General features: G+C 61.7%; 15 protein-coding genes. 12 read left to right on the forward strand and 3 right to left on the reverse strand.

Going from position 1 to position 24,975, the window contains the following annotated elements; genetic code table 11:
• From VHX65_08495 to VHX65_08525, 7 genes are all read left to right on the forward strand, one after another.
• Positions 1–489, forward strand: a 489-nt coding sequence (locus VHX65_08495; GenBank protein ID HEX3998572.1) for a hypothetical protein, incomplete at its 5' end; no start/stop codon positions are given.
• Positions 490–717: 228 nt separating this feature from the next.
• Positions 718–1,614, forward strand: a complete 897-nt coding sequence (locus VHX65_08500) for a DUF58 domain-containing protein (protein ID HEX3998573.1) — start codon at positions 718–720, stop codon at positions 1,612–1,614.
• Between the two features lie 247 nt (positions 1,615–1,861).
• Entirely contained in the window at positions 1,862–4,168 is a 2,307-nt protein-coding gene (locus tag VHX65_08505; GenBank protein ID HEX3998574.1) for a BatA domain-containing protein, read from the forward strand.
• Positions 4,169–4,170: 2 nt separating this feature from the next.
• The gene (locus tag VHX65_08510) at positions 4,171–6,456 is read left to right on the forward strand and encodes a hypothetical protein (GenBank protein ID HEX3998575.1); all 2,286 of its coding nucleotides are present in this window, start codon (positions 4,171–4,173) and stop codon (positions 6,454–6,456) included.
• A gap of 383 nt (positions 6,457–6,839) precedes the next feature.
• A complete protein-coding gene (locus VHX65_08515) occupies positions 6,840–9,731 on the forward strand; it encodes a pitrilysin family protein (GenBank protein ID HEX3998576.1) in 2,892 nt (963 codons plus the stop codon).
• 25 nt (positions 9,732–9,756) lie between these two features.
• On the forward strand, positions 9,757–10,164 hold the full coding sequence (locus VHX65_08520; GenBank protein HEX3998577.1) for a GxxExxY protein: 408 nt from the start codon (positions 9,757–9,759) through the stop codon (positions 10,162–10,164).
• A gap of 68 nt (positions 10,165–10,232) precedes the next feature.
• On the forward strand, positions 10,233–12,782 hold the full coding sequence (locus VHX65_08525; GenBank protein HEX3998578.1) for a U32 family peptidase: 2,550 nt from the start codon (positions 10,233–10,235) through the stop codon (positions 12,780–12,782).
• Positions 12,783–12,788: 6 nt separating this feature from the next.
• Here the strand turns inward: VHX65_08525 and VHX65_08530 are convergent, their stop codons facing one another.
• The gene (locus tag VHX65_08530; GenBank protein ID HEX3998579.1) at positions 12,789–13,874 is read right to left on the reverse strand and encodes a DUF1559 domain-containing protein; all 1,086 of its coding nucleotides are present in this window, start codon (positions 13,872–13,874) and stop codon (positions 12,789–12,791) included.
• Between the two features lie 433 nt (positions 13,875–14,307).
• On the opposite strand from VHX65_08530, the gene VHX65_08535 reads away from it, so the two are divergent.
• On the forward strand, positions 14,308–14,901 hold the full coding sequence (locus tag VHX65_08535) for a DUF3800 domain-containing protein (protein ID HEX3998580.1): 594 nt from the start codon (positions 14,308–14,310) through the stop codon (positions 14,899–14,901).
• Positions 14,902–15,431: 530 nt separating this feature from the next.
• On the opposite strand, the gene VHX65_08540 is transcribed toward VHX65_08535, so the two are convergent.
• Positions 15,432–18,113 (reverse strand): HEAT repeat domain-containing protein, encoded by a 2,682-nt coding sequence (locus VHX65_08540; protein HEX3998581.1) that lies wholly within the window; start codon positions 18,111–18,113, stop codon positions 15,432–15,434.
• 90 nt (positions 18,114–18,203) lie between these two features.
• Positions 18,204–19,727 carry a hypothetical protein gene (locus VHX65_08545; protein HEX3998582.1) on the reverse strand — a complete coding sequence of 508 codons (1,524 nt, stop codon included), beginning with the start codon at positions 19,725–19,727 and terminating at the stop codon, positions 18,204–18,206.
• Positions 19,728–20,029: 302 nt separating this feature from the next.
• On the opposite strand from VHX65_08545, the gene VHX65_08550 reads away from it, so the two are divergent.
• The 4 genes from VHX65_08550 (at position 20,030) to VHX65_08565 (ending at position 24,943) form a co-directional block, all read left to right on the forward strand.
• Positions 20,030–20,965 (forward strand): histone deacetylase, encoded by a 936-nt coding sequence (locus tag VHX65_08550; GenBank protein ID HEX3998583.1) that lies wholly within the window; start codon positions 20,030–20,032, stop codon positions 20,963–20,965.
• Between the two features lie 176 nt (positions 20,966–21,141).
• Entirely contained in the window at positions 21,142–22,317 is a 1,176-nt protein-coding gene (locus tag VHX65_08555) for an acyl-CoA dehydrogenase family protein (GenBank protein ID HEX3998584.1), read from the forward strand.
• Positions 22,318–22,715: 398 nt separating this feature from the next.
• Complete coding sequence (locus VHX65_08560) at positions 22,716–24,020, forward strand: serine/threonine-protein kinase (protein HEX3998585.1); 1,305 nt, start codon at positions 22,716–22,718, stop codon at positions 24,018–24,020.
• A gap of 29 nt (positions 24,021–24,049) precedes the next feature.
• Complete coding sequence (locus tag VHX65_08565) at positions 24,050–24,943, forward strand: GGDEF domain-containing protein (GenBank protein HEX3998586.1); 894 nt, start codon at positions 24,050–24,052, stop codon at positions 24,941–24,943.
• Positions 24,944–24,975: the final 32 nt, after the last annotated feature.

Below are 24,975 nucleotides of genomic sequence, written 5' to 3' on the forward strand. Positions count from 1 at the left end.
CAGGCCTTCAACGCGTCGCTGAAGGACTTCGCAATTCGGGCACGGCTTGTCGGCGGGCTGCGTCATAGCGCCGCCAACTTACCCGATCACCTACAAAACCTCGAATACCGATTTACCCAAAAATCCGTGAACGCTTACCTAAAACGCTGGCTCGACACAAAGCTCAAACCGAACTACGTCGGCTTGGCTACAATCGATCTGGGCGGTAGCGGCCACTTTGTAAAGGAATACGCAATGCAGGCACGCGATCACCTCGCCGCGGCCTCGCTTACCGGGACGATCGGCGTGATCGGCCTGCTTGATTTTTACGGATGCCCGACGGCCGCCCTTGATGCTCGACTCATGGAGAAGGAAGTCGATGACAAGCGATTTCGCATGTTTTACGCGGTGCATGAATCGGAGGCTTGGTTGCTCAGCCAACCGGAGATAATGCCGTGGGCGATTAGCGATGCACTGCCCAATGGAAGATCGCGATTCCGGAAGCAGTAAACACCAACACGCCGCCCTCCAAGCTGCTGAATGAACTCTACCGCCGCTACGGCAAGGCCGCCTATCGAAAGGCCATCGACGGCCGGAAACTGTTTGCAAAACTCGATCCTGAAATTGCCCGCGACAAGTGCCCGAAGCTGCGTGAAATGCTCGATGTGATGCTGGACATGGCAAAAGCGGCCGGCCTATAGGCGGGGTCTCTGAATCGCACCGATTTGGGTGAACCATATGTCCACCGTTGAAAAATACTTGCGGCCGGAGGTTATTCGGCAAATTTCGCGGCTGGATTTGCGCGCGCAGTTTATCGTCAAGGGATTCTTGCAGGGGATGCATGCCAGCCCGTTTCATGGGTTTTCGGTCGAGTTCAGCGAGCATCGCAAATACACCGCCGGCGACGATCCGCAGGATATCGATTGGCTCGTCTACGCCAAAACCGACAAGTACTACATCAAAAAATTCGAGGCCGAAACCAATATCACCGGCTATCTGGTGATGGACCTCAGCAGCTCGATGGGCTACACGTATCGGCAAGAATTGACCAAATTCGAATACGGCATCTGCCTCGCCGCGGCGCTGTGCTACCTGATGGTCCACCAGCAAGACCCGGTGGGCCTGATCACGTTCGATGAAAAAATCCGCCAAAGCCTTCCCGCGCGATCGAAGCGCACGCAGATCGGGCACATTCTCTCGCTGCTGGCCAACCTGAAGCCGACCGGCAAAACCGACATTGCCCGCAGCCTGCACCAGATCACAGCCATGCTGAAGCACCGCAGCTTGGTGATGCTGTTTAGCGATTTGCTGGCGGAGCCGGAGGCGGTGTTGCAATCGCTGCGGCGGCTGCGGCACGGTGGGCACGACGTGATCCTGTTTCACATCCTCGACGAAGCGGAAGTGCGGTTCCCCTTCGACGGCACCGTGGAATTCGAAGACCCGGAAACGCACGACAAGATTCAGGTCGACGCGAGCCATTTTCAAGCCGACTACGTCAGCGAGGTGCGCAAATTCTGCGATCACTTCCGCCGCCAGTGCTTCCAGAGCGGCATCGACTACGTCGGCCTCGACACCAGCATGCAGTTCGACAAGGCGCTGGCGGAATATTTGATCAGCCGGCGGGCGAGGGGGTAGCGGAGGATGGGTGAGGGTGAGGGTGAGGGGACGGGGCAGACGCGCGAAACCGCAAGCGAGCCTCATAATTGCTTTTGATATTGGAGCTCGCTTGCGGTTTCGCGCGTCGCGCGGCAAGCTCACGCTAACTCCCTTGCTAGCGCGGCGGGCTCCTGCGGTTCGATTTGCGTACAATAGTAAGATCGCCAATCCCTGACCCCCACCCCGCCCCCCTCACCCTCACCCCTCACCCTTCCTCGGCATGGCTTTGAGTTTCTTAACACCTGCGATGCTGATCGGCGCCGCGCTTGTGGCGGTGCCGATCGTGTTGCATTTGGTGATGCGGCAGGTGCCGAAGCATTTGCTGTTTCCGGCCATGCGGTTCATCGTGCGCCGCCAACAGGCCAATCGGCGGCGGTTGCAACTGCGGCATTTGCTGTTGCTGCTGTTGCGGGCTGGCGCGATCGCAATGTTGGCCCTGGCGTTGGCCCGGCCGAGCCTGAAAGCCAAAGGGGCGCTTGGTAGCCAGGAAGCGCCAGTCGCTGCCGCACTCGTCTTCGACACATCGCCGCGAATGGCCTATCGCGAAGATAACCAGACTCGGCTCGAGGTGGCCCAAGCCACGGCCCATTGGCTGTTGGGGCAATTGCCCGCCGAAAGCGAAGTGGCCGTGCTCGAATCGGAGCAGCCGGCGGGCGATTTCGCCGTCGATTTGGGGGCCGCCGAACAGCGGATTCGGCAACTCAAGCCGGCCGCAACCGCCACGTCCCTGCCGGAATCGATCGAAAAAGCGCTGCCGATGCTGCGCAAGAAAGAGCAGCAGCGGAAAGAAATCTACCTGTTCACCGATCTTTCACGAAGCGCATGGCCGACCGACGTTTCCGGGCGGCTCAAGGCACTTTTGGACGACGCCAGCGATGTCGCGATCTATCTGATCGACGTGGGAGTGAAAGAGCCGCACGATTTTTCGCTGGGGGACATGCGCGTCAGCCCCGAGGTGTTTGCCAAAAATGGGCAGGTGCAAATCGAAAGCGAAGCGGTGCGCACCGGGCCCGAGGAAGATCGGGGCGTGGCGATCTATGTCATCGACTCGAAGGGAACGCCGCAGCTCCGCGGGCAAAAAACGGTCCATTGGCGCCCGGGTGAACCACAGGCGATTGATTTCACCCTCACCGGCGAAGATCTCGGCAGCCACCAAGGCTACATCCGCATCGAGGGGGAGGATAATCTCCCGGCCGACGACACTCGCTACTTCACATTCGACGTGCGGCCGCCGTTTCGAGTGCTCGTCGCAGCGGCCAAGCCGATCGACCAGCGGGCATTATTCTTGACGCAAGCGCTCTCGCCGTCGCTGTTGCTCAAAAACGGCCGGGCACGGTTCGTATGTGAGACGATCGGGTTCGACCAATTGCTCGACCGCAATTTGGACAACTACTCGGCCGTTTGCCTACTCGATCCGACGCCGCTCGATCCGGCGGTGTGGCAGCAGTTGACCGGCTACGTCAAGCAAGGCGGCGGCGTGGCCGTCTGGCTCGGCCGCGATGCGCAGCCGATCGATGCATTCGACAGTCCCGAGGCACTGGCGCTGTTGCCCGCCAGGCCGGTGATCCGGCGGCATGCGCCCGATGCGGGGGTGATCCTCGCGCCACGCGATTTGCAACATCCGCTGTTGGCGGCATTTCGGCCATTGGGCGGAGCCGTGCCGTGGCAATCGTTTCCGGTTTGGGAATACTGGGGTTTGTCGGAGATCGACAAGAATGCAAATGTCGTGATCGCGTATAGCGATGGCCAGCCCGCGCTTTTGGAGCGGCCGTTGGACCGCGGCCACGTGTTGATGATGACGACGCCGATCTCGGATGCCGCATCGGATCCGAACGCGTGGAACGAGTTGGCGACCGGCTTCAAACCCTGGCCTTTCGTGATGCTCTCGAATGAGTCGCTGCTTTATTTGGCGGGCAGCGGCGAGGAGCGATTGAACTATCTCGTCGGCCAGCGGGCCGCGATTCGGCTTGAAGACACTCAGACGCAATCGGTGTTCGCGCTGACGACGCCCGATGGCAATGAATCCGCCTCTCTCACCGCCGACCAGATGAACCACGTAGTGAGCGTGCCGGCGACTTCGACCGCGGGAAACTACCGCATCCGGGCGGGGGGCACGGTCGGCGGCGTCGACCGCGGCTTCAGCGCCAACACGCCGCTGGCCGCTACCGATCTCGAGCGGCTGAAGCCCGAAGCGCTCGATGCGCTACTGGGCCCTGGGCGCTATCACCTGAGCCACGGCCGCGAGGAGATCGATCGCAGCATCGCAGTCGGCCGGGTGGGGCGTGAGCTGTTTCCGCTATTGATCGTTCTGGTGGCGCTCGCCTTGGGCCTGGAGCACCTATTGGCGAATCGTTTCTATCGCCGCACAGATCTGCCGCCGCTGCGCAAGTCGCTCGCGACCGAACCCCATAGTGTCGCGGGCGAAGAAGGTTCGGAACCATCGAGTCTGCCAACTGGGGCACCGAAGGCCGGAAGCATCCCGCCGATTCCATCCGCCCGATCCACCGATCCACCGCCAGTCGTATCCGCCTGACCATGAGCAGCAGTTGGCATTTCAATCCGGTTGGGAGCTACGAGCTCGTGGTCGCCGTGTGCGCGGTGTTCCTTGCGCTCGCGATTTGGATTGGTCCCGATGTGCGGCGGTTGTCGCGGCGAAAGCGGATGGCGCTGGTTGGATTGCGGGTCGCGGTGTTTCTCGCGGTGGTGGCCTGCATGCTTCGGCCGACCCACGTGTTCACCGAAATGCGGCACCATCGGGCCACGTTGATCGTGCTCGTGGATCGCTCGAAGAGCATGTCGATCGCCGACGAGGGGGGCGTAAGCCGTTGGGAGGCGTTGCGAAAAACGATCGCCGATGCGCTGCCCGACTTCCGAGCGCTCGGCGATGATCTCGACGTGAAATTTTACACCTTCGATTCGGCCATTTCGCAGATCGATATGGGGCCGAATTTCGATCTCGGGGCGACGGCCGCGGGGCGCGAAACGGCCATCGGCGCCGCGATGGATGATGCCCTCCGCCGCGAGACGGGCCACCGGCTCGCCGGCATGATCCTGTTCAGCGACGGGGCACAAAACGCGCTCTATCCGCGCGATGAATCGCCGCAATCGGTGGCCCGGCGAATGGCCGACCTGGGCGTGCCGCTCTATACGATCACTTGCGGCAAGGAATCGTCGGCGACGTCGCGGCCCGACGTGGCGGTGACGGGGCTCGATGTCAGCCCAAGCGTGTTCGTGAAAAACGAATTGGCGATCCGCGGCACCGTGCGGATCAATGCCTATGTCAACCGCGACGTGGCCGTGCAAGCACTGTTCGAAACCGTGCCGGGCAAACCGCTTGAGGTCGTCGGCACGACCACCGTTCGCTCGACGCACGACGGCGAGGAAATCCCCGTCGAATTCAGCTATGTGCCGCAGACCGCCGGCGAGCGCAAAGTGACGCTCCGCGTATTGCCGATGCCCGGCGAACAAGACACGACCAACAACGAGCAGAGCAACTTCGTCAAAGTGTTGCCGGGCGGGCTGAACGTGTTCTATCTCGAAGGGGAATTGCGCGTCGAGCAGCGGTTTTTGCGCAGGGCTCTGGCGTCGTCGCCGGATATCAAAGTCGATTTCCAGTGGATCGACCATCGGCTGCGAAAGGAATGGCCAATCGATTTATCGGACCGATTCCAGCCCGGCAAATACGATGTGTACATCATCGGCGATTTGGATTCGGCGGCGTTTCGGCCGCAGGATTTGGCGAGCCTGCGGCAATTGGTCGAACACGGCGCCGGCCTGATCATGCTCGGCGGGTTTCACAGTTTTTGGGGAGGCGGCTATCAGGATACGGCCCTGGCCGGAATCTTGCCGCTAGCGGTTACGGCTGACGACCGATTGGATCGGCAAAACTTCGACGACAAAATTCGCACCGATCTGCATCTCTTCCCGCAAGATCCGAACGTCGGAATCAAGATGCTCCCCGACAAGCATTTCGGCGACATTTCGATCATGCGGCTCGGCAGCCGCGACGAGAATCGAGCGATCTGGCAGCGATTGCCTGGGCTCGACGGCGCAAACCTGTTTCAGCAATTGAAGCCCGCCGCGAAGCCATTGGCCGTCACGCCCGACGGCAAACCGCTCTTGGTTGCGGTGGAACCGGGCGAGGGCCGCGTGTTGGCTTTTGCCGGCGACTCGACCTGGCGATGGGCAATGGCCGGCTTCGGAAAAGAACACAAGCAATTCTGGCGGCAAGTGATTCTGTGGCTGGCGAAGAAGGAAGACACGGAGAAATCGGGCGTGTGGATCAAGTTGGTGCAGCGGCAATACACGCCCGGCCGATCGATCGAATTCTCCGTCGGCGCTACCACCCCGCAAGGCGAACCGATCCGCGACGCCCAATTCGAAGCCAGCGCGGTTTTGCCCGACGGCAATCGCCGGCCGGTACATCTCGCGCGGCAAGGCAACCAGAATATCGGGCAGTTCAAGCAAACCGATTTGCCGGGCGACTACACGCTGGTGGTAAGCGCAACTGCCGAGGGGGCGGCCATTGGGGAATCGCGAGCCAGGTTTACCGTCTACGATCAAGACCTGGAGTTGGAGAATTCCACGCCGCGCCCGACATTGATGGCCAATCTGGCGCTGACCACGAAAGCGGCCGGCGGACGGCCAGTCGTGCCCGAAGAATTGTCGAAGCTTTGCGACGAACTGCGCCGCAAGCCGCGCGATCTGGAAGTGGCCGTCGAAACGAAACGCACGCCGTGGGATTCGCCCTGGTTTTTCCTGCTCGTCGTCGGATTGCTCAGCGGTGAGTGGTATCTCAGAAAGAAATGGGGACTAGTGTGAGCAATGGAGCAGGCATCCTGCGTATGCCGCACGCCTCCGCAGAATCGGCACTGTCCCTCAAAAGCACATTCCGTCGCGACCGATCCGGCCAATCGCGAGCGGGCCGAATGGCCTTCCCGAGATTCGCGAGCCCGCACTCCGCGGTCGATCGGCCGCGCCGCGAATCCGCGCCATCCTGTTTTGTGTTGAAGGGCTAGCTTGTGCGCGCACGCCAGCCTGTCGGTGCTACTAGTCGCAAAGAGCGCACATTCATACCATAAACAACTATGCGTCGGACCCAATTCCATCATGAGAGGCAACTCTTTATGCAATCGCTTCCTGCAAAACCGCGGATTTTGCGTGTGTGCTGTCAGGCTGGGAAGCCTGACCTACGGGCTCCTATTTTGCTCGGACTGTTCGCGGTCTTGTTTTCCGCCCTGCTCGCGTGGCCGACCGTTGCCGCCGACCCATCCGCCGAGACCTCGGCCACTTCCAAGCCGGCCCCGGCCAAAGATGCGTCGAACGACACCGCTCTCAAGGCCGCCGACGCGCTCTACGACGGTATCCGCGCGGAAAAGCTCGACAACGGTTTGCGCGTCTATCTCAAGCCGGTCGCCGGGTCGCCGGTCGTTACCACGATGGTCGCCTATCGCGTCGGATCGGCCGATGAAGATCTCGACAACACGGGCCTTTCGCACTATCTCGAACATCTCATGTTCAAAGGCACCGACAAACTGAAGCCCGGCGATATCGATCGCATGACGCAAATCAACGGCGGGCAAAACAACGCCTACACCACGAACGACTACACGATCTTTCACTTCGATTTTGCCGCCGATCGCTGGGATCTCGCGCTGCGCATCGAAGCCGACCGGATGCAGAATTTGCGGATCGATGAAAAACACGAATTCCAGGAAGAAAAAGGGGCCGTCATCTCTGAACTCGAGCGCGATGAAGACGAGCCCTGGGATCTCGAACAAAAAACGATCCTGCCCCTGTTGTTCGGCCCCGACAATCCGTATGGCCATCCGGTGATCGGGCAGAAGGCGCAAGTTCGCGCTGCGACGGCCGCCATCATCAAAGCCCATTACGACAAATGGTATCACCCCAACAACGCCTCGCTCATCATTTGCGGCGGGTTCGATCCGGATCAAGCGCTGGCGCGGGTGAAAGAGCTGTTCGGCCCGATACCGTCGGCCGAATTGCCGTCACGGAAGCCGAATGTGCCGGTCGAGCACAAGGAACCGGTCCATAAGGAATTCACTTCGAAATTCGATGTGCCGCGGATGCTGATGGGGTTCAACACCGTCGACAGCAACGATCCCGATCTGCCGGCGCTCGAGTTCACGCAAGCGATTCTCAGCGGCGGCAAGACGAGCCGCTTCTATAAGGACTTGGTCGAGGGGGCGGAAATCGCCACCTCGGCCGACGCCTTTCATAGCTGGGGACGCTATCCCGGTTGGTTCGGCATTCAGGTGGAGCTGCTGCCGGGCAAGGATCGCCAAAAGGCCGAGCAATTGGTCGTGGCCGAGTTGCAAGAGCTCGCCGGCCATCCCGTGCCGCAGGCCGAGATGGATCGCGTTCGGCAATTGCTTGTCGCCGGGGCCGTGTTCGATCGCGAAGCGGTTCATCAATTGGCCGACAACATCGCTCAAGGAGTTTCGGTGAACTCGCTCGATTGGCTCAAAACGCTGCTGCCGCGGATCGCCGGCGTCACGGCGGCCGATGTGCAGCGCGTGGCCAAAAAGTATTTGGATCCGCAGCATCGGGTGGTGGTGTGGTCGGTTCCCAAGCCGCAACAGGAGGAAAGCTCGTCGATCCACAGTCCGCAATCGGTGTCGGATTTGGCGCTCGGCGGCAAATCGCCGGCCCATCGCCCAAGCGGCATTGGCCGATTGGCTTCGTTTGGCCATTCGCCAAGCGGTTTGGCGGCGCGGCGCGGCGCCGGCAAAGCGTTTGACGCGGCCTCCGATGCGACGGCCGCGGCGGTGCCGATCGCCGGCGATTTCTCGCTCAAGACGGCCCGACGAGTAAAGCTGCCCAATGGCTTGGTGCTATTGCTGTGGGAAAACCATCGGCTGCCGATCGTGGTTGCCGAAGCCTTTGTCGACGATGTTTCGCTCCGCGCTCCAGGCGACAAAGCGGGGCTTTCCGCGCTCATGGGCGACCTGCTCGACGAAGGAACGCCAAAACAATCCGGCCCGCAGATTGCCGAAGCAATTGAAAACGTCGGGGGCGCGCTTTCCTTCAATTCGGCCGGAGGCTCGGTCAAGGTGCTGTCGGGCGATCGCTCGATCGGGCTGTCGCTGTTGATCGATTGCCTGCGGACGGCAAATTTTCCCGCCGAAGCGTTTGCCCGCGAGCAACAGCATCAACTAGCCGCGATCGACGATGCCCAGCGCGAGCCGATGGAGCGCGGCGGAATTCTGTTCCGCAAGCTCGTCTACGGCAAGCATCCGCTGGGCCGCCCCGCCTTGGGCACGAAAGCCAGCGTCGAAAAACTGACCTCTGCCGATTGCGCGGCGCTGCGCGATCGACTGTTCGTGCCCGACAACATGCTCATGGCCGTCGCCGGAGATTTCAATCCCGACGAGGTGGTCGACGAAATCAAGCAACTCACGTCGGATTGGAAGCCCGGCCATTTGCCGCCGCTCGATCTTCCGAAGATCGCGAAGCCGAAGGAATTCGTCGAACGATTTCTTTCGATGCCCGAGGCGGCCCAATTGCAGTTTTTCATGGGCCAGGTGGGCATCCGCCGGGCGAACCCGGATTACTACAAGCTGCTGGTGCTGGACTACGTGCTCGGCACGGGCACCGGCTTCACCGATCGGCTTTCGAGCCGCTTGCGCGACCGCGAAGGCCTGGCCTACACCGTCACGGCAAATATCACTTCCTCGGCCGGCGAAGAGCCGGGCACGTTTTCATGCTACATCGGCACCGAGGCCAAGAATCTCGACCGCGCGAAGAAGGAGTTTCTCGAAGAGCTCGAGCGGATTCGCACGGTGCCGCCGAAGACGCAGGAAGTCGACGATGTGAAGAAATACCTGCTCGGATCGCTGCCGTTTCAGTTCACCACGAACGAGGCGATTGCCGCCAAGCTGCTGTTGGTCGAGCGGTTCCATCTCGGCTTCGACTATCTGGCCGACTATCGCCACGCGGTCGAGGCCGTGACGCCCGACGACGTGCAGGCGGTCGCTCACAAGTACATCGACCCCTCGCACATGATCCTAGTAGCCGCCGGCGCCATCGACACCCACGGCAAACCGCTCGAACCACCTGCGTCTACCGCCAAATAAGCAGCACAAACCACGGATTACACCGATGACACAGATACGATCGGGCGAAAACCGACCGGCCGAACTGCTATACGAAGCGGATAGCTACCGGATATTGGGCGCTTGTTTTGAGGTTTACAATGAGATGGGGTGCGGCTTTTTGGAGGCAGTTTATCAAGAGTGCTTGGAGCTTGAATTCCATGACCGTGCGCTGATATTCAGATCGCAATCCGACCTGGCACTTAGCTACAAGGGGCGGCCCCTAAAGCAACGGCATGTCCCGGACTTTATCCTCTTCGACAAGATCGTGCTCGAGTTAAAGGCCGTCAAGGAATTGACGGCGGAGCACCGCGCGCAAGTTCATGACTACCTCAGGGCGACATCCTTTCGGCTTGGTCTATTGGCCAACTTTGGGCATTACCCCAAGCTCGAATACGAGCGCATCGTTATCTGATTTTGATTGTTTTGCCTCCGTCCGCATTCGTATCCGTGTCATCCGTGTGATCCGTGGTTGATTGTTCCATGGTAAATCCTCTTCGTAAGTCGACGCCCGAGTTGCTTGCCCCGGCGGGGGATTGGGAGGCGCTGCGCGCGGCGGTGGCCGGCGGGGCCGATGCGGTCTACTTCGGGCTGTCGGCATTCAACGCCCGGCATCGCGCCACCAATTTCTTGCCCAAGGAATTGCCGCAAGTGATGGAGTACTTGCATCGCCGCAACGTGCTCGGCTACATCGCGTTGAACACGCTGATCTTTACCGACGAGTTGGCCGAAGCCGCGCGACTGGTGGCGATCGTTTCGGAATCCGGGGCCGATGCCGTGATCGTGCAAGATCTGGGGCTCGCACAGCTTGTGCATCGGCTGGCCCCGCAGTTGCCGATCCACGGCTCGACCCAAATGACGCTCACCGAGCCGCGCGGCATCGAGTTCGTTCGCGAGCTTGGCGTCGAGCGGGTGATCCTGGCTCGGGAACTTTCGATCGAAGACATCCGCAAGATCGTCGCCCGCACCGATATGCCGCTCGAGGTGTTCGTCCACGGGGCGCTGTGCATCGCCTATAGCGGCCAATGCCTGACGAGCGAAGCGCTCGGCGGCCGCAGCGCCAATCGCGGCCAGTGCGCCCAGGCATGCCGCTTGCCTTACGAACTCGTTGTCGATGGTGCGATCAAGGAGTTGGGCGAAAAGGCGTATCTGCTCAGCCCGCAAGATCTGGCCGCCTACGATTTGATCGAGCCGCTGGTGGGACTGGGCGTGCGGTGCTTCAAGATCGAAGGGCGATTGAAGAGCCCGCAATATGTGGCCGTCGCATCGCAAACGTATCGCGCCGCGATCGACGCGGCGGCGGCCCGGCAGCCGTTTGCCTTGCCGCGCGAACAACAGCTCGCTTTGCAGCAAAGTTTTTCGCGCGGCTTTTCGCCTGGCTTTCTCGGCGGAGTGAACCATCAGCAGCTTGTCGAAGGGCGGTTTCCCAAAAGCCGCGGCGTGCGGTTGGGAACGCTCGTGCGGCAATCGGCCGATCGCGTCGTTATCGAGCTATCCGCCGAACATCCCGCGGCCATGTGCGACGCCGAACTGCCCGTGAAGCCCGGCGATGGCGTCGTGTTCGACGAAGGCCATCCGGAGCAGGAGGAACAAGGGGGCCGGGTGTACGCCGTGATGTCGCTCGGCGATCGGCGTGTCGAACTAACCTTCGGCCGCGGGCAAGTGAACACGGCCGCGATTGCCCCTAAAGCCATCGTCTGGAAAACCGACGATCCGGCTCTGCGCAAGCGAACCGAGCAGTTGGCGGCCCAAGAAGATTGCGTTCGCCGCGTGCCGCTGGAATTCCGTTTGTCGGGCGCCATCGGCGGAGTACTGCACCTCTCGATCCGCGATCCAGAAGGGCGCGAGGCCACCGCCGAATGGCCGGGCCCGTTGGAAATCGCGCGCAGGCAACCGTTTGCCGCCGAGGCAGCTCGGGAGCAACTTGGCCGGCTGGGAGATACGCCTTTTGCGATCGGTGAAGTGCAGATCGAGGTGCCGCCCGGCGCAATGGTGCCGAAAAGCGTACTCAACCAATTGCGCCGCGAAGCAGTCGAAACACTGATCGCCGATCGGCTGGCCAACCGCCGCCCGAAAATCGAATCGCTCGAAATCTCGGCAGTGCTCGACGAAATGCGCGCCGCCGCACGGAGCGCTGCCGATCGAAACGGCGACCCGTCGATCGATGTGCCGCGGCTCCATGTTCTCGTGCGCACGCAGCAGCAGTTGGAGGCGATTATCGATTGGCGGCCGGCGGAACCGCTGCTTCGCCCCGCGCTCGTCTATTGCGATTTCGAAGATGTGCGGCGCTACTCGCAAGCGGTCGCGCTGGCGCATGCCGCTGGGCAGTCGATCGGTTTGGCGACGTTGCGGGTTCTCAAGCCGGGCGAAGAAGGACTGCTGGCCCGCGTGGCCCAGGCCGGAGCCGATGCCGTGCTAGTTCGCAATTTGGCGGCGCTCGCCTATTTTCAAGATCGATCGCCGCACACGTCGTGGATCGGCGATTTTTCGCTGAACGTGGCCAACGAACTGTCGGCTCGGCTGTTTTTCGACCGCAATGCGCATCGGCTCGTGCCGAGTTATGACCTGAATTGGGAGCAATTGGCGGCGCTGCTCGCGCGCTGCTCGCCGAGCCGGTTCGAGGTGGTCGTCCACCAGCACATGCCGATGTTTCATATGGAGCATTGCGTGTTTGCGGCGCTGTTGTCCGACGGCAAAGACTGGCGCGATTGCGGCCGGCCCTGCGACACGCATCAGGTGGCGCTGCGCGATCGCGTCGGCGCCGAATTTCCGTTGACGGCCGACACCGGCTGCCGCAACACGGTGTTCAACTCGGTGGCCCAATCGGCCGCCGAATTCGTTCCGCGAATGCTGTCGCTCGGCGTGCGCCATTTCCGCGTCGAACTGCTGCGGGAAACGGCCGCCGACGCCGTGGCTCTGGTAGATCGCTATGCCCGAGTGTTGGCCGGCTTGGAAACCTCGCGCAACACATGGCGGCAATTGCAGGTGCTCAATCAACTCGGCGTGACGCGCGGCACGCTGCAAATGAAATGACGAATCCTAATGCAGAACGGAATTGTCGATGGGGATTCCGTCGCTGCGGTTGCAGAGGGCGGCCAGGACGGGGATGCTGATCTGGTAGCTGAGATTGTGAACGCTGCCATCGCAAAATACGAAGCCGGACACGTCGAAATGGGCGCTGCCGAAGCAATCGTTCGAATCGACCGCATACGTGTCTTGCTGCAGCGGCTGCGTCGCGTCGCCCCAGCGGTAGGTGTCGCCGGTCGCCCCCACGTCCCAGCCTTGAAAATCACCGAGCGACTGGCCGTTGGTGTAGAGATCGGGGCAGAGACTCTTCTCCCCGGCCAAAATCGTGTTGCTCGCGCCGTCGGTGATATGGGCGGTCTTGATCGTGCTGAGCGTGAAGCAGACCCCGGTGCAGCCGAGCGCATCGGGCGGAAAATCACCGCTTCCGAACTTCGGATTTGCCAACGCGATCGGCACCTCCATCAGCCCCTCGGAGAGCGACCAGGGTCCGGAGTAGTAGAAGTCGGCGGGCGTGTCGCCGGCATTAGCGGCGTAGTCGCTCTTTCCCTGCAAATCGTCTTGGGTCATGTTCATATACAAAGGCGAGAAGCCCGAAACATTCGACATGTGCGTATACGGCGCGACGGCACGGCGCGATGGGCATTGAAAGACCGAAAGCGCCACGGCCGCCGCCTGCCCCAGAACGGCCGGCTTTTGCGAGGGCGATAGGCCGGTCCCCAAATCGTGCAACGATTTCTGCTCGATGAACGGGAGAATATTGTAGAAGAACCCGCCGGGCTGCTGGGCGGCAAACCCCTGATCCGGATCGCCGGCCCAATACCAGCCCCATCCGCCGGTGGGAAAAAATCCCATCTGCGATTCATGCGCCAGCGCGGCCACGCCGATCTGCTTCAAATTGTTGGCGCATGCGTTGCGCCGGGCCGATTCCCGCGCCCCCTGCACCGCGGGGAGCAGCAGCGAAATCAGGATACCGATGATCGTAATCACCACCAGCAACTCGACGAGCGTGAAGCCGCCGCGCCGCCAGGCTGCACGACGGCTGCCACGCGGCCGCGCAGTCGCTCGATCTCGTTCGATGCCGCCTTCGCATCCGACCACCAGTGCTTCTCCGCAACCTCCGACCAAACCGGCTTTGGCATGCAAGTCTGTATGATATACCACCCCGTCTGCCGAACGCAAAACGGCCGGAGACGTGGCCACGCCCTAAATTGAATTCAAATTAGCTTGTCTTTCTGTCCGATCCAAATCAGGCAGCGCATTTGAAATCGGGCAGCGGAAGCCGAATACTTGGCTAGATTCATCGTAGGTAGCAACGGATTACTTGGCTTGCCACGCATTCGCGGACGACATGCATTGGTGCGCTCATAATTGGCAGGAGGGACTGGCGGCGACCCAGCGAGATCGTTCACCAAGATATGACGTGGCGATTCTTCGAACACAACGTTCTTTGAAAACGAAGAGCGATGCCTGACGGGGGACGTTGTAGTTTTTTGCAGCAGACGCTAGCATTCTGCAAAAAGCGTGCAACTTGATGGCGGAAAGCATTGGGCGGAAGGGAATGCCGATCTACGGTGATGAATCAGGTGATTGCGGGACGAGACCCGGAGCGTCCGCCATCTTTAGCCTTGGCATAGCGATGTTCGAGACCGTCGAGGCAGCGGCATCATGCCGGCAAAAGATTGCCGAACTGAAGGAGAGCTCAGGCGTAGATGAATTCCATTGGGTTGATCGGACCGACGATGAACGCAAGCGTTTTCTCGAATGCATTGCCCAAGAGAGATTTCACTACATCGTACAGACTCTTAACAAGCGACGCTCCACGCAGCGACGCTTTGGAAAAAAGGCGTTCTACAATCGAGTCGCGCAGCAACTTGCAAAGGGAATAGAAGAGTGGCTGCGTTTAGTTCAGGTGCGCAAATCAGACGGGCATTTGAACTGTTTGGTCGTCCTCGATCAGAACAATGACGATGTCTACCAAACGAGCAATGGAAACCCACCTTCGATCCATCAAGGACCACGAAGGGCGATCACTCGTAGGGCGAGTGCAGGCACACCGTTCGACCGGCGAGAACCTGCTTCAATTGGCAGATATGATTTGCGGTGCAGTTATTCACCGGCGTCATGACGACATTATCGCCCATAAGGCAAAACATCTTGAGTGGTAAAAAATGAGAGGCAGCTCAAAAGAGCCGCCTCTCTGTGGATTCTAAGAGCGCTAGTCGCGGCTCCACATCAGGACAAGCGGGGGCAGCCCCCGCCTTTCAGATAGCCAGTCGATTGCTCTAAGTGGCGTCCTACTTCCTGCGCAGAGACCCCGAGGGGTCCATAGGCACGTGTAGCGCTCTAAATTTCGTTCATAACTATTATCGATTACCACACGTTTAAGTCAATAATCGCATTTTCCGGGTTCACCGGCGTATCGCGGTACAATGGCCGCACAGGTTTTGCCGCAAGCATTCGTGAATACATGACTTGCGTTCTTCGTCAAAAGATCCGCCGCGGAACGAAAGGCACGCGACTTTTTTCACGAGGAATCTCCGAGCGGCACCGGTGCGGTTTAGCCGCCGATCATCAAAAGCATCCTCAAATCGCGGAAAACGGATCGGGGCCTATCTCGCGGATGCATTACGATTGAGGTTATGTCAGAATCCGGCGTCATTGTCCGGCGGCGTACCAATCTTTCCAGCGCTGGATGCGGCTTTGATCGGTTTCGGCCACGGCCCGCGATTCGCTGCCGGGCTCGGTTCCAGCGGAAAGCGTATTGGGAGGCGGAAGATCGCGGCCGGCGGCATGCGGCATCGCTGCAAGCGCTGCTTGCTTCACGTCCGGTCGATCGTCGAGCAGATGAACGAGCACCGGCACGAAGGATCGATCGCCGACTCGGCCCATCGCCGCCGCCGCAAGCCGGCGGACCTTCGGCGCCGGATCGTAGCCCAGCCGCTCCAATGCCGCGACTCCCGATGGATAGCCAAGCCGAGCCAGCGATTCTCCGGCCTCGACGCGAAGCGCATGATCCTCCGCCGCCAAGATCGCCTCCAACGGCTTGGGATCTTCGAGCGCCGGTAGTCGCCCGATGGCGCGAACCGCCGCTTCAACAACCGCCTGACTCGAATCGGCCAGCGATTGCGTTAGCAGCGCGGCGTGCCACGAATACGGATGCGCTGCCAAATATTCGCACGCCCGGCGACGCACTTCGGGCGCCGGGTGGCTCAATGCGGCATAAGCAAGCTGGACTGCCGGCTCGCGATTGTCGTCGGCCAACGCCTGAAAGATGCTCGACCAAACCAACGAATCCGATTCGCCGATCATCAATTCAGCTAGCCGCTGGAGAGCCAAGCGACTGAGCGGCTTTCGTGGGCCGTTCGCGGCGGATGGATTTCGCGTCTCGCTTTCGATCGCCGCCGCCGCATTCCGCCGCTCGCGCACGTCGGACGATCTGAGCCGCGCGATCTGGGCAAACTCCGGGCTTGCCGCGGGAAGGGCCACGGTGAAAATGTCGTCGGGCATTGGCGCCGAAAGCGTCAGGCTCGCCTCGCCCAGCAGATCGGGCAACTCGGGCCCGAACGCGACCAGAGCCTGCATCGCCGCAGCGCGAGCCTCGGCGGTCGTCGGCGACTGAAGTTGAGAGATCAACCGGCCGACCTCTCTCGCATTCGCTTCGAATTGCTTTGCGTTCGATGCATTCGACGCCGATTTGGTTTGAATCTTTTCCTTTGGCGGTCTGGTCGTGGCTGGGGTAGTGCCGGATGCCATGCTGTCGGATCGCCATTTGGCGCGCAACTGCTCCATTTCGGCGGCCCGGCGCGGCGAAGCGGCTTCGATTTCGAAATCCGCCGCCGGCGGCCACATCTTGGCAAGCTGCAGGGCCGCCGCCTTTCGCGTCAGGTATGCCCGGCCCTCCATGCCGGACAAGAGAATTGGTGCGGACAGTTCGAGCGGCCAATGACCGACAGCTTCGACGGCAGCCGTCGCGACATCGGTGTTTGCATCCGCGACCAATCGTTCGGCCAAATCCTTTGGCGGCTGAGCCGATTTTCGATCGAGAATCGGCACCAGTGCCCGGCGGACGCGCCACGATTTGTCGCCGACCGCGGTCGGGCCGATTTGATCATCGCCGGCGGCAACGAGCGCTCCGACGGCCGCGGCCCGCATGAGTTCGGTCCCTGTCTCCGCAATTCGCCGCAATTCGGCGACGGCCTGCGGACCGCCGAGCCGGCCCAACTCCGCCGTCGCGGCGAGCCGCACCAACAGATCCTGATCCAAGAGCGATTGGCGCAGCAATTCAAATGCTTCTGGATGCTGCCGCACCGCGAGCGTATGAAGCGCGGCCCGGCGGACGCTTGTGTCGGGGTCGCCGACGTAGCGCGAGATGTTCGGCGGCAGCGGGCCGGAGGCAAAGCCGGCTAGCGCTAACAAAGCTTCGCGACGAACGCTTGCCGCGGGACTTGAGAGCGCCGCCGCAAACCGCGGTTCGCCGCTTGCATCGGAATTCTGCGCAAATCTCGAATCCTCGGCATGCTCGAGGGCGCACAACAATTCCGTGTGCAATTCGGCGCGATACGTGCGCGCTGCTGCGCCGGAAAACCGGCCATGCTCATCCACGAGCCGCCGCAATTCCCCGCCGATCTTTTCCCATCCCAATTCGCCGAATGCTTCCGCGGCCGCACAGCGTTGCCACGTGTTGGTGTCATTGGAACGGATCGCGCGCAGCAGCGGCTCATAAGCGGCCGAATCGTGTTGCCGGGCTAGCAAAATTGCTGCATTCGTGGCAACGACCGGATCGCTCGACCCGACCGCGATGCGTAAATCGGGACGATTGTCGGCCGGCCGCGCCATCAGCTTTTCGAGACCAGGATGCCGCCAGCGATGCGAAAGGTCGGGGGGCGGAGCGCGATCGGTATCGGATTGCGATGATGCCGGATGCCATCGGCCGCCCATGCGGTTGTTCGGCGTCGAGGCGGAAGTTTCTTGGGTCGCATCAGCGACCGGCGAGGCCGCGAGCGGGTTTGCTGAATCGTTGGCCACGAACAGCCAGCGTGGATCGGCCAGCGCGCCGGGTTTGTCGATGGGCGGCGGTTTTTGGGTCGTCGCGGCAGACGGATGCGGTGGCGGCACAGAGGGGGCCGCAGCCGCCGGTGGATTCCACTGCGGAGCATCGGTCGTGCCGCGAACGCTCGACGCGGTCCACCAAGCACGGCAGCCGGTGAAAACGCAAAGCAGAATTGCGGCCAAACTGCTCGCGGCGAGCCACTGCTGGGCAAGCCGGCCGTGGCGCCCAGCGCGACGGTGGAACCCATCGCGATGGGAAACAGCGAGATGTTTCGACGGAACAGCCACGATTGCAAATCCTTTTGCCTGGCCAAACGTCGCCGCCCCATCCTGGGGCGGTTGTCGAATCGACTCTTCTCGCGGGCTGGGAAGCCTGCCCTATTTTCCGGCTCGCGGAGCGGTGGCCGCCGGCGCTGCGGCGGGTTTCTCCGGTTCCGCGTCGAACGAATCTTCCTTGCTTGCGCCGGTGGCTTTTTCCGGCGCCGGAGCCCGGCCTTGCGCACCCGCTGCCCCACCCGCCAATGCGGCTTCGAGCCCGGCGCCGGCCTTCGAAATTCCCGTTTTGAGCACGTCGTAATCGGCGGCCTTCGGATCGCAGGCCGCCATCAATAGGGCCAGATTTTTTTCCACGCTTTCGACAAACTGCTGGTGCTTCGTGCCGGCCGTGGCTGTGCTGAGCCCCTTAAGGCCGCGATCCAAGGCGTACAACTGGCTGCGCAGCAGAGGAATGGAAACGAACAGTTCACGGTTCGTTGCGCCGGCAAGGCCAGCGCCGGCGGCTCCGGGCTGGGCCGCGGCGCCGAGCAATCCGCCGGCGGTTGCGGATGCGGCGTTGGTCGGCGCCGGAACTCCGGCTGCGTCTCGGCGCTCGTCGGCCCGCGCCAGTTCGGCTTTGTAGGCATCGACGGCGACCTGGCCGATGCTTGCCGCCGTGGCCGATGCGTTCATCGATTCGGGGGCGTGGAATGAAATGCTGCCGAGCGCCTTGGCGGCCGAACACGACAATTCAGGCGACGATTGACTGTCTTTCAAGATTCCGTCAAGCGCGGCGACCACCGTGAGATTCGGCCCGGCATCGCCGAGCGCGGCCAGCACGTCGATCGCGCGGCGGCGAATCCAATCGTGCCCGTCGGCGGTTCGGCCTTTCGGTGGCGTTTTCTCGTTGACGATTTTTAGCATCGCGGCGATGAATTGAGGCCGCGCCGCTCCCTCCGTTCCCGCCTCGGCGTGCTTCAGCAATCCGTCGAGCGCTGCGACCCGAACCACATCGATCGAATCGAGGCAGGCCAGGAGCGCGGGTATCGTGGTCCGAAGCGGCTTTTCCGAGCCCGATTCCTGTAAGCTGGCGATCAAGAGCGCGGCATTGTAGCGGGCCAAGGGATGGTAGTTGCCTAGTGCGATCGTGCGCATCGCTTGGATCGTTATTTGCGTCAAATGGTTGAAGGGCTCTTGATTGGAATTCTTGCCGGCTTGAAGGATGAAAAACTTGGTGAATTCGTCGCGGCAGGTCGGCAACATACTATGCCGCCACTTCACCGCCTTGTTTTTCGGATCCTCGGTCATCGTCAGCACATTGGCGCCGGGCTCTTTGTAAAGCGTGAATTGCGGGAACAGGATGTTATTGAAGTACGCATCGAACACGACGACGTTCCAATCCAGATCGCCCCGCAGCATCGCGCGCGGATCCTTGTTCTGCGACGCATTGCTAGCCTTGTTCCAACCGCGCAGCGATGGCGGGTCGACCGGCATTTCGAGATACGGCGCCGCAGGGTCGGCGGCCCGAGCGACCCTTGCCGCCGTCGTCCACCAACCGAACACAAGCGCCAAGCCCACCAAGCTGCCCAACGCGGGCAGCCAAAATCGAATCGCCGCTCGCCTGATAAAGATCGTTTGCGCGACCATAGACAATGCCTCCCCCGCTCGTTCCGATGAAGAGATCCGTTCCGGAATCTTTAGACAAGCCTGCTCCGTAATCAAGACTACTCGTGGCGCAATGGCGATGTCAAGCGAAACGGGGGGTTCGAGCGAGGGGCGCGACGCGGGGAAGGACAGGCGGGAGGCGTCGGCGCGCGCGGCGCGCCCAGGCAAGGACCGGAAGAATCGCTCGGCGATTGAGGACGGCGCGGCGGCCTTCCCTGGGCTTACAGCGATAGCGGCGGTGGTGCTTGCGTTGGTTCGAAACACGTGGTACCACTCATCGCCGTATGACACTCCTCTATTCCGATCCGCGGTTTCTCAACCATCGCACCGGCGATCATCCGGAAAATCCCTCGCGGCTCGAACACATCGTCCGGCTGCTCGATGCTAGCAAATTGGCCGATCGCTGCCGGCGAGCGGAATGGCGGCCCGCGTCGCCGAACGAAATTACCGGCGTTCACCAGCCGGCATATATCGAGGCGGTCGTGGAATTCATCGGCCGCGGCGGCGGGCAGATCGAAGCCGATACGGTCGTCAGCCCCGGCTCGCTGGAAGCGGCCCAACTGGCGGTCGGAGCCGTGCGCGATGCGGTCGGCCGCGTCGTTGCCGGGGAAGATGCGACAGCGCTTTGCTTGGTGCGGCCGCCGGGGCATCATGCCCGGCCCGCTGCCGTGATGGGCTTCTGCCTCTTCAACAACGTGGCCGTCGGGGCGCGGATGGCCATCGACGAATTGCAACTCGACCGAGTGCTCGTGGTCGACTGGGATGTCCACCATGGCAATGGCACGCAAGAATCGTTTTGGAGCGACGAGCAAGTCGGATTCATGTCGATTCATCGGTATCCGTTTTACCCCGGCAGCGGCGCGGCAGACGAAACCGGCGGCGGCCCGGGCCTCGGCGCGACGTTGAACCTGCCGGTCGCCCTCGGCACTTCGCGAGCGGATTACCTGGCCCGATTTACCGATGAACTCGACCGCTTCGCCGATCGCATCCAGCCGCAGTTGGTGCTCGTCAGCGCGGGTTTCGACAGCCATCGCGCCGATCCGATCGGTTCGCTCGGATTGGAAGTCGAAGATTTTGCCACGTTGACGCGAGCGGTTCGTGCCGTGGCCGACGCCCACGCCGGCGGCCGAATCGTCAGCGTTTTGGAAGGGGGATATAATCCACCAGTGCTCGCTGAATGCGTCGCGATCCACCTGAGCGAATTGCTATCGCTGGAGTAAACCTTCCCATGTAGCAGGCACACGCCGTGTGCCGTCCGCCCGTCGCGGCGCGCTACTTACTTAACGCCGCGCCGCGCACCGAGCGGTGCCGACGGCACACGGAATGTGCCTACTACGTTGGTCGCTCCGTTCGTCGATAGCGACTCCTGACCACTGGCCCCTGACCCCTGTTTCGTATGTCCCTCCTCGCCGATGTCGACGCCTTCTGCCGTGAGTTGCGTCCGATCGAAGATTTGCACTATCTCGAACGCCGGCAGAACGAACAGTTGGTGCCGCTGGCGTTGAAATACAATTTGCTCGGAATGCCGGTGCCGAACGAATATGGCGGGCGCGGGGCCGATGCTGTGACCTACGCGAGGGCGCTGGTGCGGATCGGCCGCGAAGGAACCGGAGTGCGAACTTTTTTTTCCGGCCACACGTCGATCGGCCAATATCCGATCCTGCGATTCGGAACCGCCGAGCAGAAGCAAGCGTATCTCGCCTCTTCGACTCGCGGCGAGCGGATCATGGCCTTCGCCCTGACCGAGCCCGAGGCCGGCAGCAATCCGCTGGAAATGACGAGCACCTATCGCCGCGATGGCGGGCGGTTCTTGTTGAGCGGCGTGAAGTATCTGATCTCGAACGGCGGCATCGCCGACACGGTGATCGCGTTTGCCTATCCGGCCGACGGCAGTGATCCAGAACGTAGCGGTGCCGGCCGCCGCATCAGCGCGTTTATCGTCGACACGGCCGGCGCCACCTTCGAGCGCGAAGACTTGCCGGCCAAACTCGGCATGCCGACGGTGAACACCGGGATGTTCGAAATGATCGACCATCCGGTGCCCGTCGAAAATCTTCTGGGGGGCGAAGGGGAAGGATTTCGCATTGCAATGGCGACGCTGATTTCCGGCCGCCTGAGCGTGGCGGCGGGATGCTTGGGCGTGATCGAAGATTGCCTGGCCGAGGTGTTGGAATATTGCCGCACCCGGCATCAACACGGCAAGCCGATCGGCCGGCATCAGTTGGTGCAGGAACATGTGGCGGCGATTGAATTGGCCCGCAATTCCAGCGGGCTGATGATCGAGCAAGCCGCGGCAGCGAAGCAATTGGCGGAAGAGAACCCGGCAGATGCGGCGCTCACCGCGGCGGCCGACCTGCAGGTGGCGCAGGCCAAGCTGTTCGCATCGAACGCGGCCTGGGACGCCGCCGACCGGGCGGTGCAAGTCTTTGGCGGCCGCGGCTGGTCGAATCTCTATCGCGTCGGCAGGCATCTGCAAGACGTTCGCGTGTGCCGCATCTACGAAGGTACCGACGAGATCCTGAAGTTGAAGATCGCGGCCGCCTTGCTCGGCAAGGAATTCTCGGCGTTCTAACAGCCCGTTGAAAAAGGGGATTGGCTTCGAGCGCCCGGGCGGGCTTATCGGACATTTGCCGCGAGGTGCCTGCCCCTTTTTCAATAGACTGCTAAGCCGTCGAAGGACGGCCTGGGCGTTTCGGACGGCCGTCTTCGCTAACGCTTCGGGCTAGCGTGCGTGCGTCGAACGGATGCTGGCCCGAAGCGTCAGCGAGGAATCGCCGCGAACCGATCGTTCCCTTGAGCCGCCGGCGCTTCCATGGCCCACGCTGGTCCGAGTTTGCCGGCTATTCCGCTTTTGCCGCGCTTCTGGCGGCGCGGATTGTCCTATATTTGCTTGGCGTGCGGCGCGCTTTGCGCGGCCGATGTCGCCGACGATCCCCCTTGCAATCGCCAAGCAAATTTTGTCGATCTCACATGTCCGCCGCAGACGCCATCGACATCGACGACACGCCGACCCGAGCGCTGCGCCATCCGGCAGCGGGAATGGCGGGCGTCGCGATTGCGCCCGCGGATGAGCCGCCGGCGCAGCGCAGCCCGCGCCGCCGGCTATTGAGCTACGAACTCGGTGAACCGATCGGCTCGGGCGGCATGGGAACGGTTTACAAGGCCGTCCACACCTGGCTTGGCCGAACGGTTGCGGTCAAATTCATCGCCAAAGAAGTGCTTGGCGATCCAGAGGCAGTCGCTCGCTTCGCACACGAAAGCCGCGCCATCGGCAGGCTTGACCATCCGAATATCGTCCGGGCGATGGATGCCGGATGCGTCGGCGGCACGCATTTCCTCGTGACCGAATTCGTCGACGGCTGCGATTTGGCCCGGCTTGTAAAGACGGTCGGACCGTTGCGAATTTCCGACGCGTGCGAAATCGTTCGCCAAGCGGCGCTTGGTCTTCAACATTTGCACGAGCAGCAGTTGGTGCATCGCGACGTGAAGCCGTCGAATTTGCTGTTGAGCCGCTTGGGCATGGTCAAGCTGCTCGATTTCGGCCTAGCCAGGATCGACTCGAATCAAACCGCGCTTACCACGACCGGCCAGATGATCGGCACGCTCGATTTTCTTGCTCCCGAGCAAGCCGCCGATGCCCGGCAAGTCGATATTCGCAGCGACATTTACAGCCTTGGCTGCACGCTCTATTTTCTGCTGACCGGCCAGGCTCCATTCAGCGGACCGGAATACGCCACGCCGGCCAGCAAGATCAAAGCGCATCTGGCGGATTCGCCACCGTCGCCGAAGCGCGGGACTGGGCGGATTCCGCTAGCCGTTGTCGCATGCTTGGATCGCATGATGGCGAAGTCGCCGGCCGAGCGCTATCCGGCGCCCGCCGAAGTGGCCAGGGCGCTCGCGGCGCATGCCCGCGGAGCGGATTTGCCGAAACTGGCATCGCGCGGCGCGGATGCCGGTTCGATTTCGGCGAGCCGGGCTGCCGCGGAGCCGATGTGGAGCAGTATGCAACGCGTCGCCGGATCGATCCCGGCGACCGCCGGCTGGATGCTGCGGCAGATGTTCGGCCGTCGCACGCCTTTCCGTAGCCCAGCCAAGCACGAACCGCTCCTTTCCGTGAGCGGCGTGGTCGGCCTGATCTTGATCGCGCTGATTCTCTCGCGATGTTCTTGCATCAGCCGCCTGATGCCGGGCAAGTCGCGCGGCGCTGGCGGCGGACCGCCGCCGGCCGATGTTCATTACTTCCGAATCGGCCCCGGTCCGGCCGAGCATCCTTGAATCGCGGCCATTTCGAAAGCAGTTTTTCCATGCAAGATTTCGCTCCCACTCGATTTTCGAATAGTTTGAACGGACGGATACAGAACCGTGCCGCCGTCGAACGCACCAGTTGCTTTGTGCGGCTTTATCCGGCGGAAGGAATCGGCGAGTTTATTCAACTCGGCGATCCGATGCTGCTGATCGGCCGCGACCCGTCGTCGAGTCTCGAGCTGGCCGACGATTCGGTGTCGCGTTCTCATGCGACGCTCGAATGCCTCGACGGCGAATTCGTGCTCTCCGACCTCGGCAGCACCAATGGCACGTATGTCAACGAACGGCGGATCGATTCCCAGCGGCTTTGCCCCGGCGATCGCGTGCGATTCGGCAACCAGATTTTCAAATTTCTTTCGGCCGACCGGATCGAAGCCGACTATTACGAGACCGTCTACGGCATGATGATCACCGACGGTTTGACGCAGGCTTATAGCAAGCGATATCTGATGGATGTCATCGAGCGCGAGCTGCACCGCACGCACCGCACCCGCCGCCCGCTTTCGGTACTGATGCTCGACGTCGATCGCTTCAAAGAAATCAACGACACCCACGGCCATATGACGGGCGACGAAGTGCTGGTGGAGATTTGCCGCCGAGCGAAAACGCAGCTTCGCAGCGACGAGGTGTTTGCCCGTTGCGGCGGCGAGGAATTTGCGCTGGTGATGAGCGACACTCCGCTCTCCGCGGCACACGAGGTCGCCGAACGGCTTCGCCAAACAATCGCCGATCATCCGGTGCACACCGAGCAAGGCGAGATTCGGGTTACCGTCAGCATCGGCATTGCTCGGACGCACGGCGAGGAAAGGGCGACGGCCTGCGAATTTCTGCACCGCGTCGATCAGCAGCTTTACGCCGCGAAACAGTCGGGCCGCAACCGCGTGATGAGTTGACCGTAGCTACCTCCCCGCCGCCGAATTGAGCC

The organism is Pirellulales bacterium, from assembly GCA_036267355.1.
Classification (GTDB): domain Bacteria; phylum Planctomycetota; class Planctomycetia; order Pirellulales; family DATAWG01; genus DATAWG01.

What these genes read in the sequence shown, in the direction of transcription:
- VHX65_08560 (HEX3998585.1), top strand. Translation starts at nt 22,716, where the DNA reads ATGTCCGCCGCAGACGCCATCGACATCGACGACACGCCGACCCGAGCG.
- VHX65_08510 (HEX3998575.1), top strand. Translation starts at nt 4,171, where the DNA reads ATGAGCAGCAGTTGGCATTTCAATCCGGTTGGGAGCTACGAGCTCGTG.
- VHX65_08555 (HEX3998584.1), top strand. Translation starts at nt 21,142, where the DNA reads ATGTCCCTCCTCGCCGATGTCGACGCCTTCTGCCGTGAGTTGCGTCCG.
- VHX65_08500 (HEX3998573.1), top strand. Translation starts at nt 718, where the DNA reads ATGTCCACCGTTGAAAAATACTTGCGGCCGGAGGTTATTCGGCAAATT.
- VHX65_08535 (HEX3998580.1), top strand. Translation starts at nt 14,308, where the DNA reads ATGGCGGAAAGCATTGGGCGGAAGGGAATGCCGATCTACGGTGATGAA.
- VHX65_08565 (HEX3998586.1), top strand. Translation starts at nt 24,050, where the DNA reads ATGCAAGATTTCGCTCCCACTCGATTTTCGAATAGTTTGAACGGACGG.
- VHX65_08520 (HEX3998577.1), top strand. Translation starts at nt 9,757, where the DNA reads ATGACACAGATACGATCGGGCGAAAACCGACCGGCCGAACTGCTATAC.
- VHX65_08545 (HEX3998582.1), bottom strand. Translation starts at nt 19,727, where the DNA reads ATGGTCGCGCAAACGATCTTTATCAGGCGAGCGGCGATTCGATTTTGG.
- VHX65_08525 (HEX3998578.1), top strand. Translation starts at nt 10,233, where the DNA reads ATGGTAAATCCTCTTCGTAAGTCGACGCCCGAGTTGCTTGCCCCGGCG.
- VHX65_08550 (HEX3998583.1), top strand. Translation starts at nt 20,030, where the DNA reads ATGACACTCCTCTATTCCGATCCGCGGTTTCTCAACCATCGCACCGGC.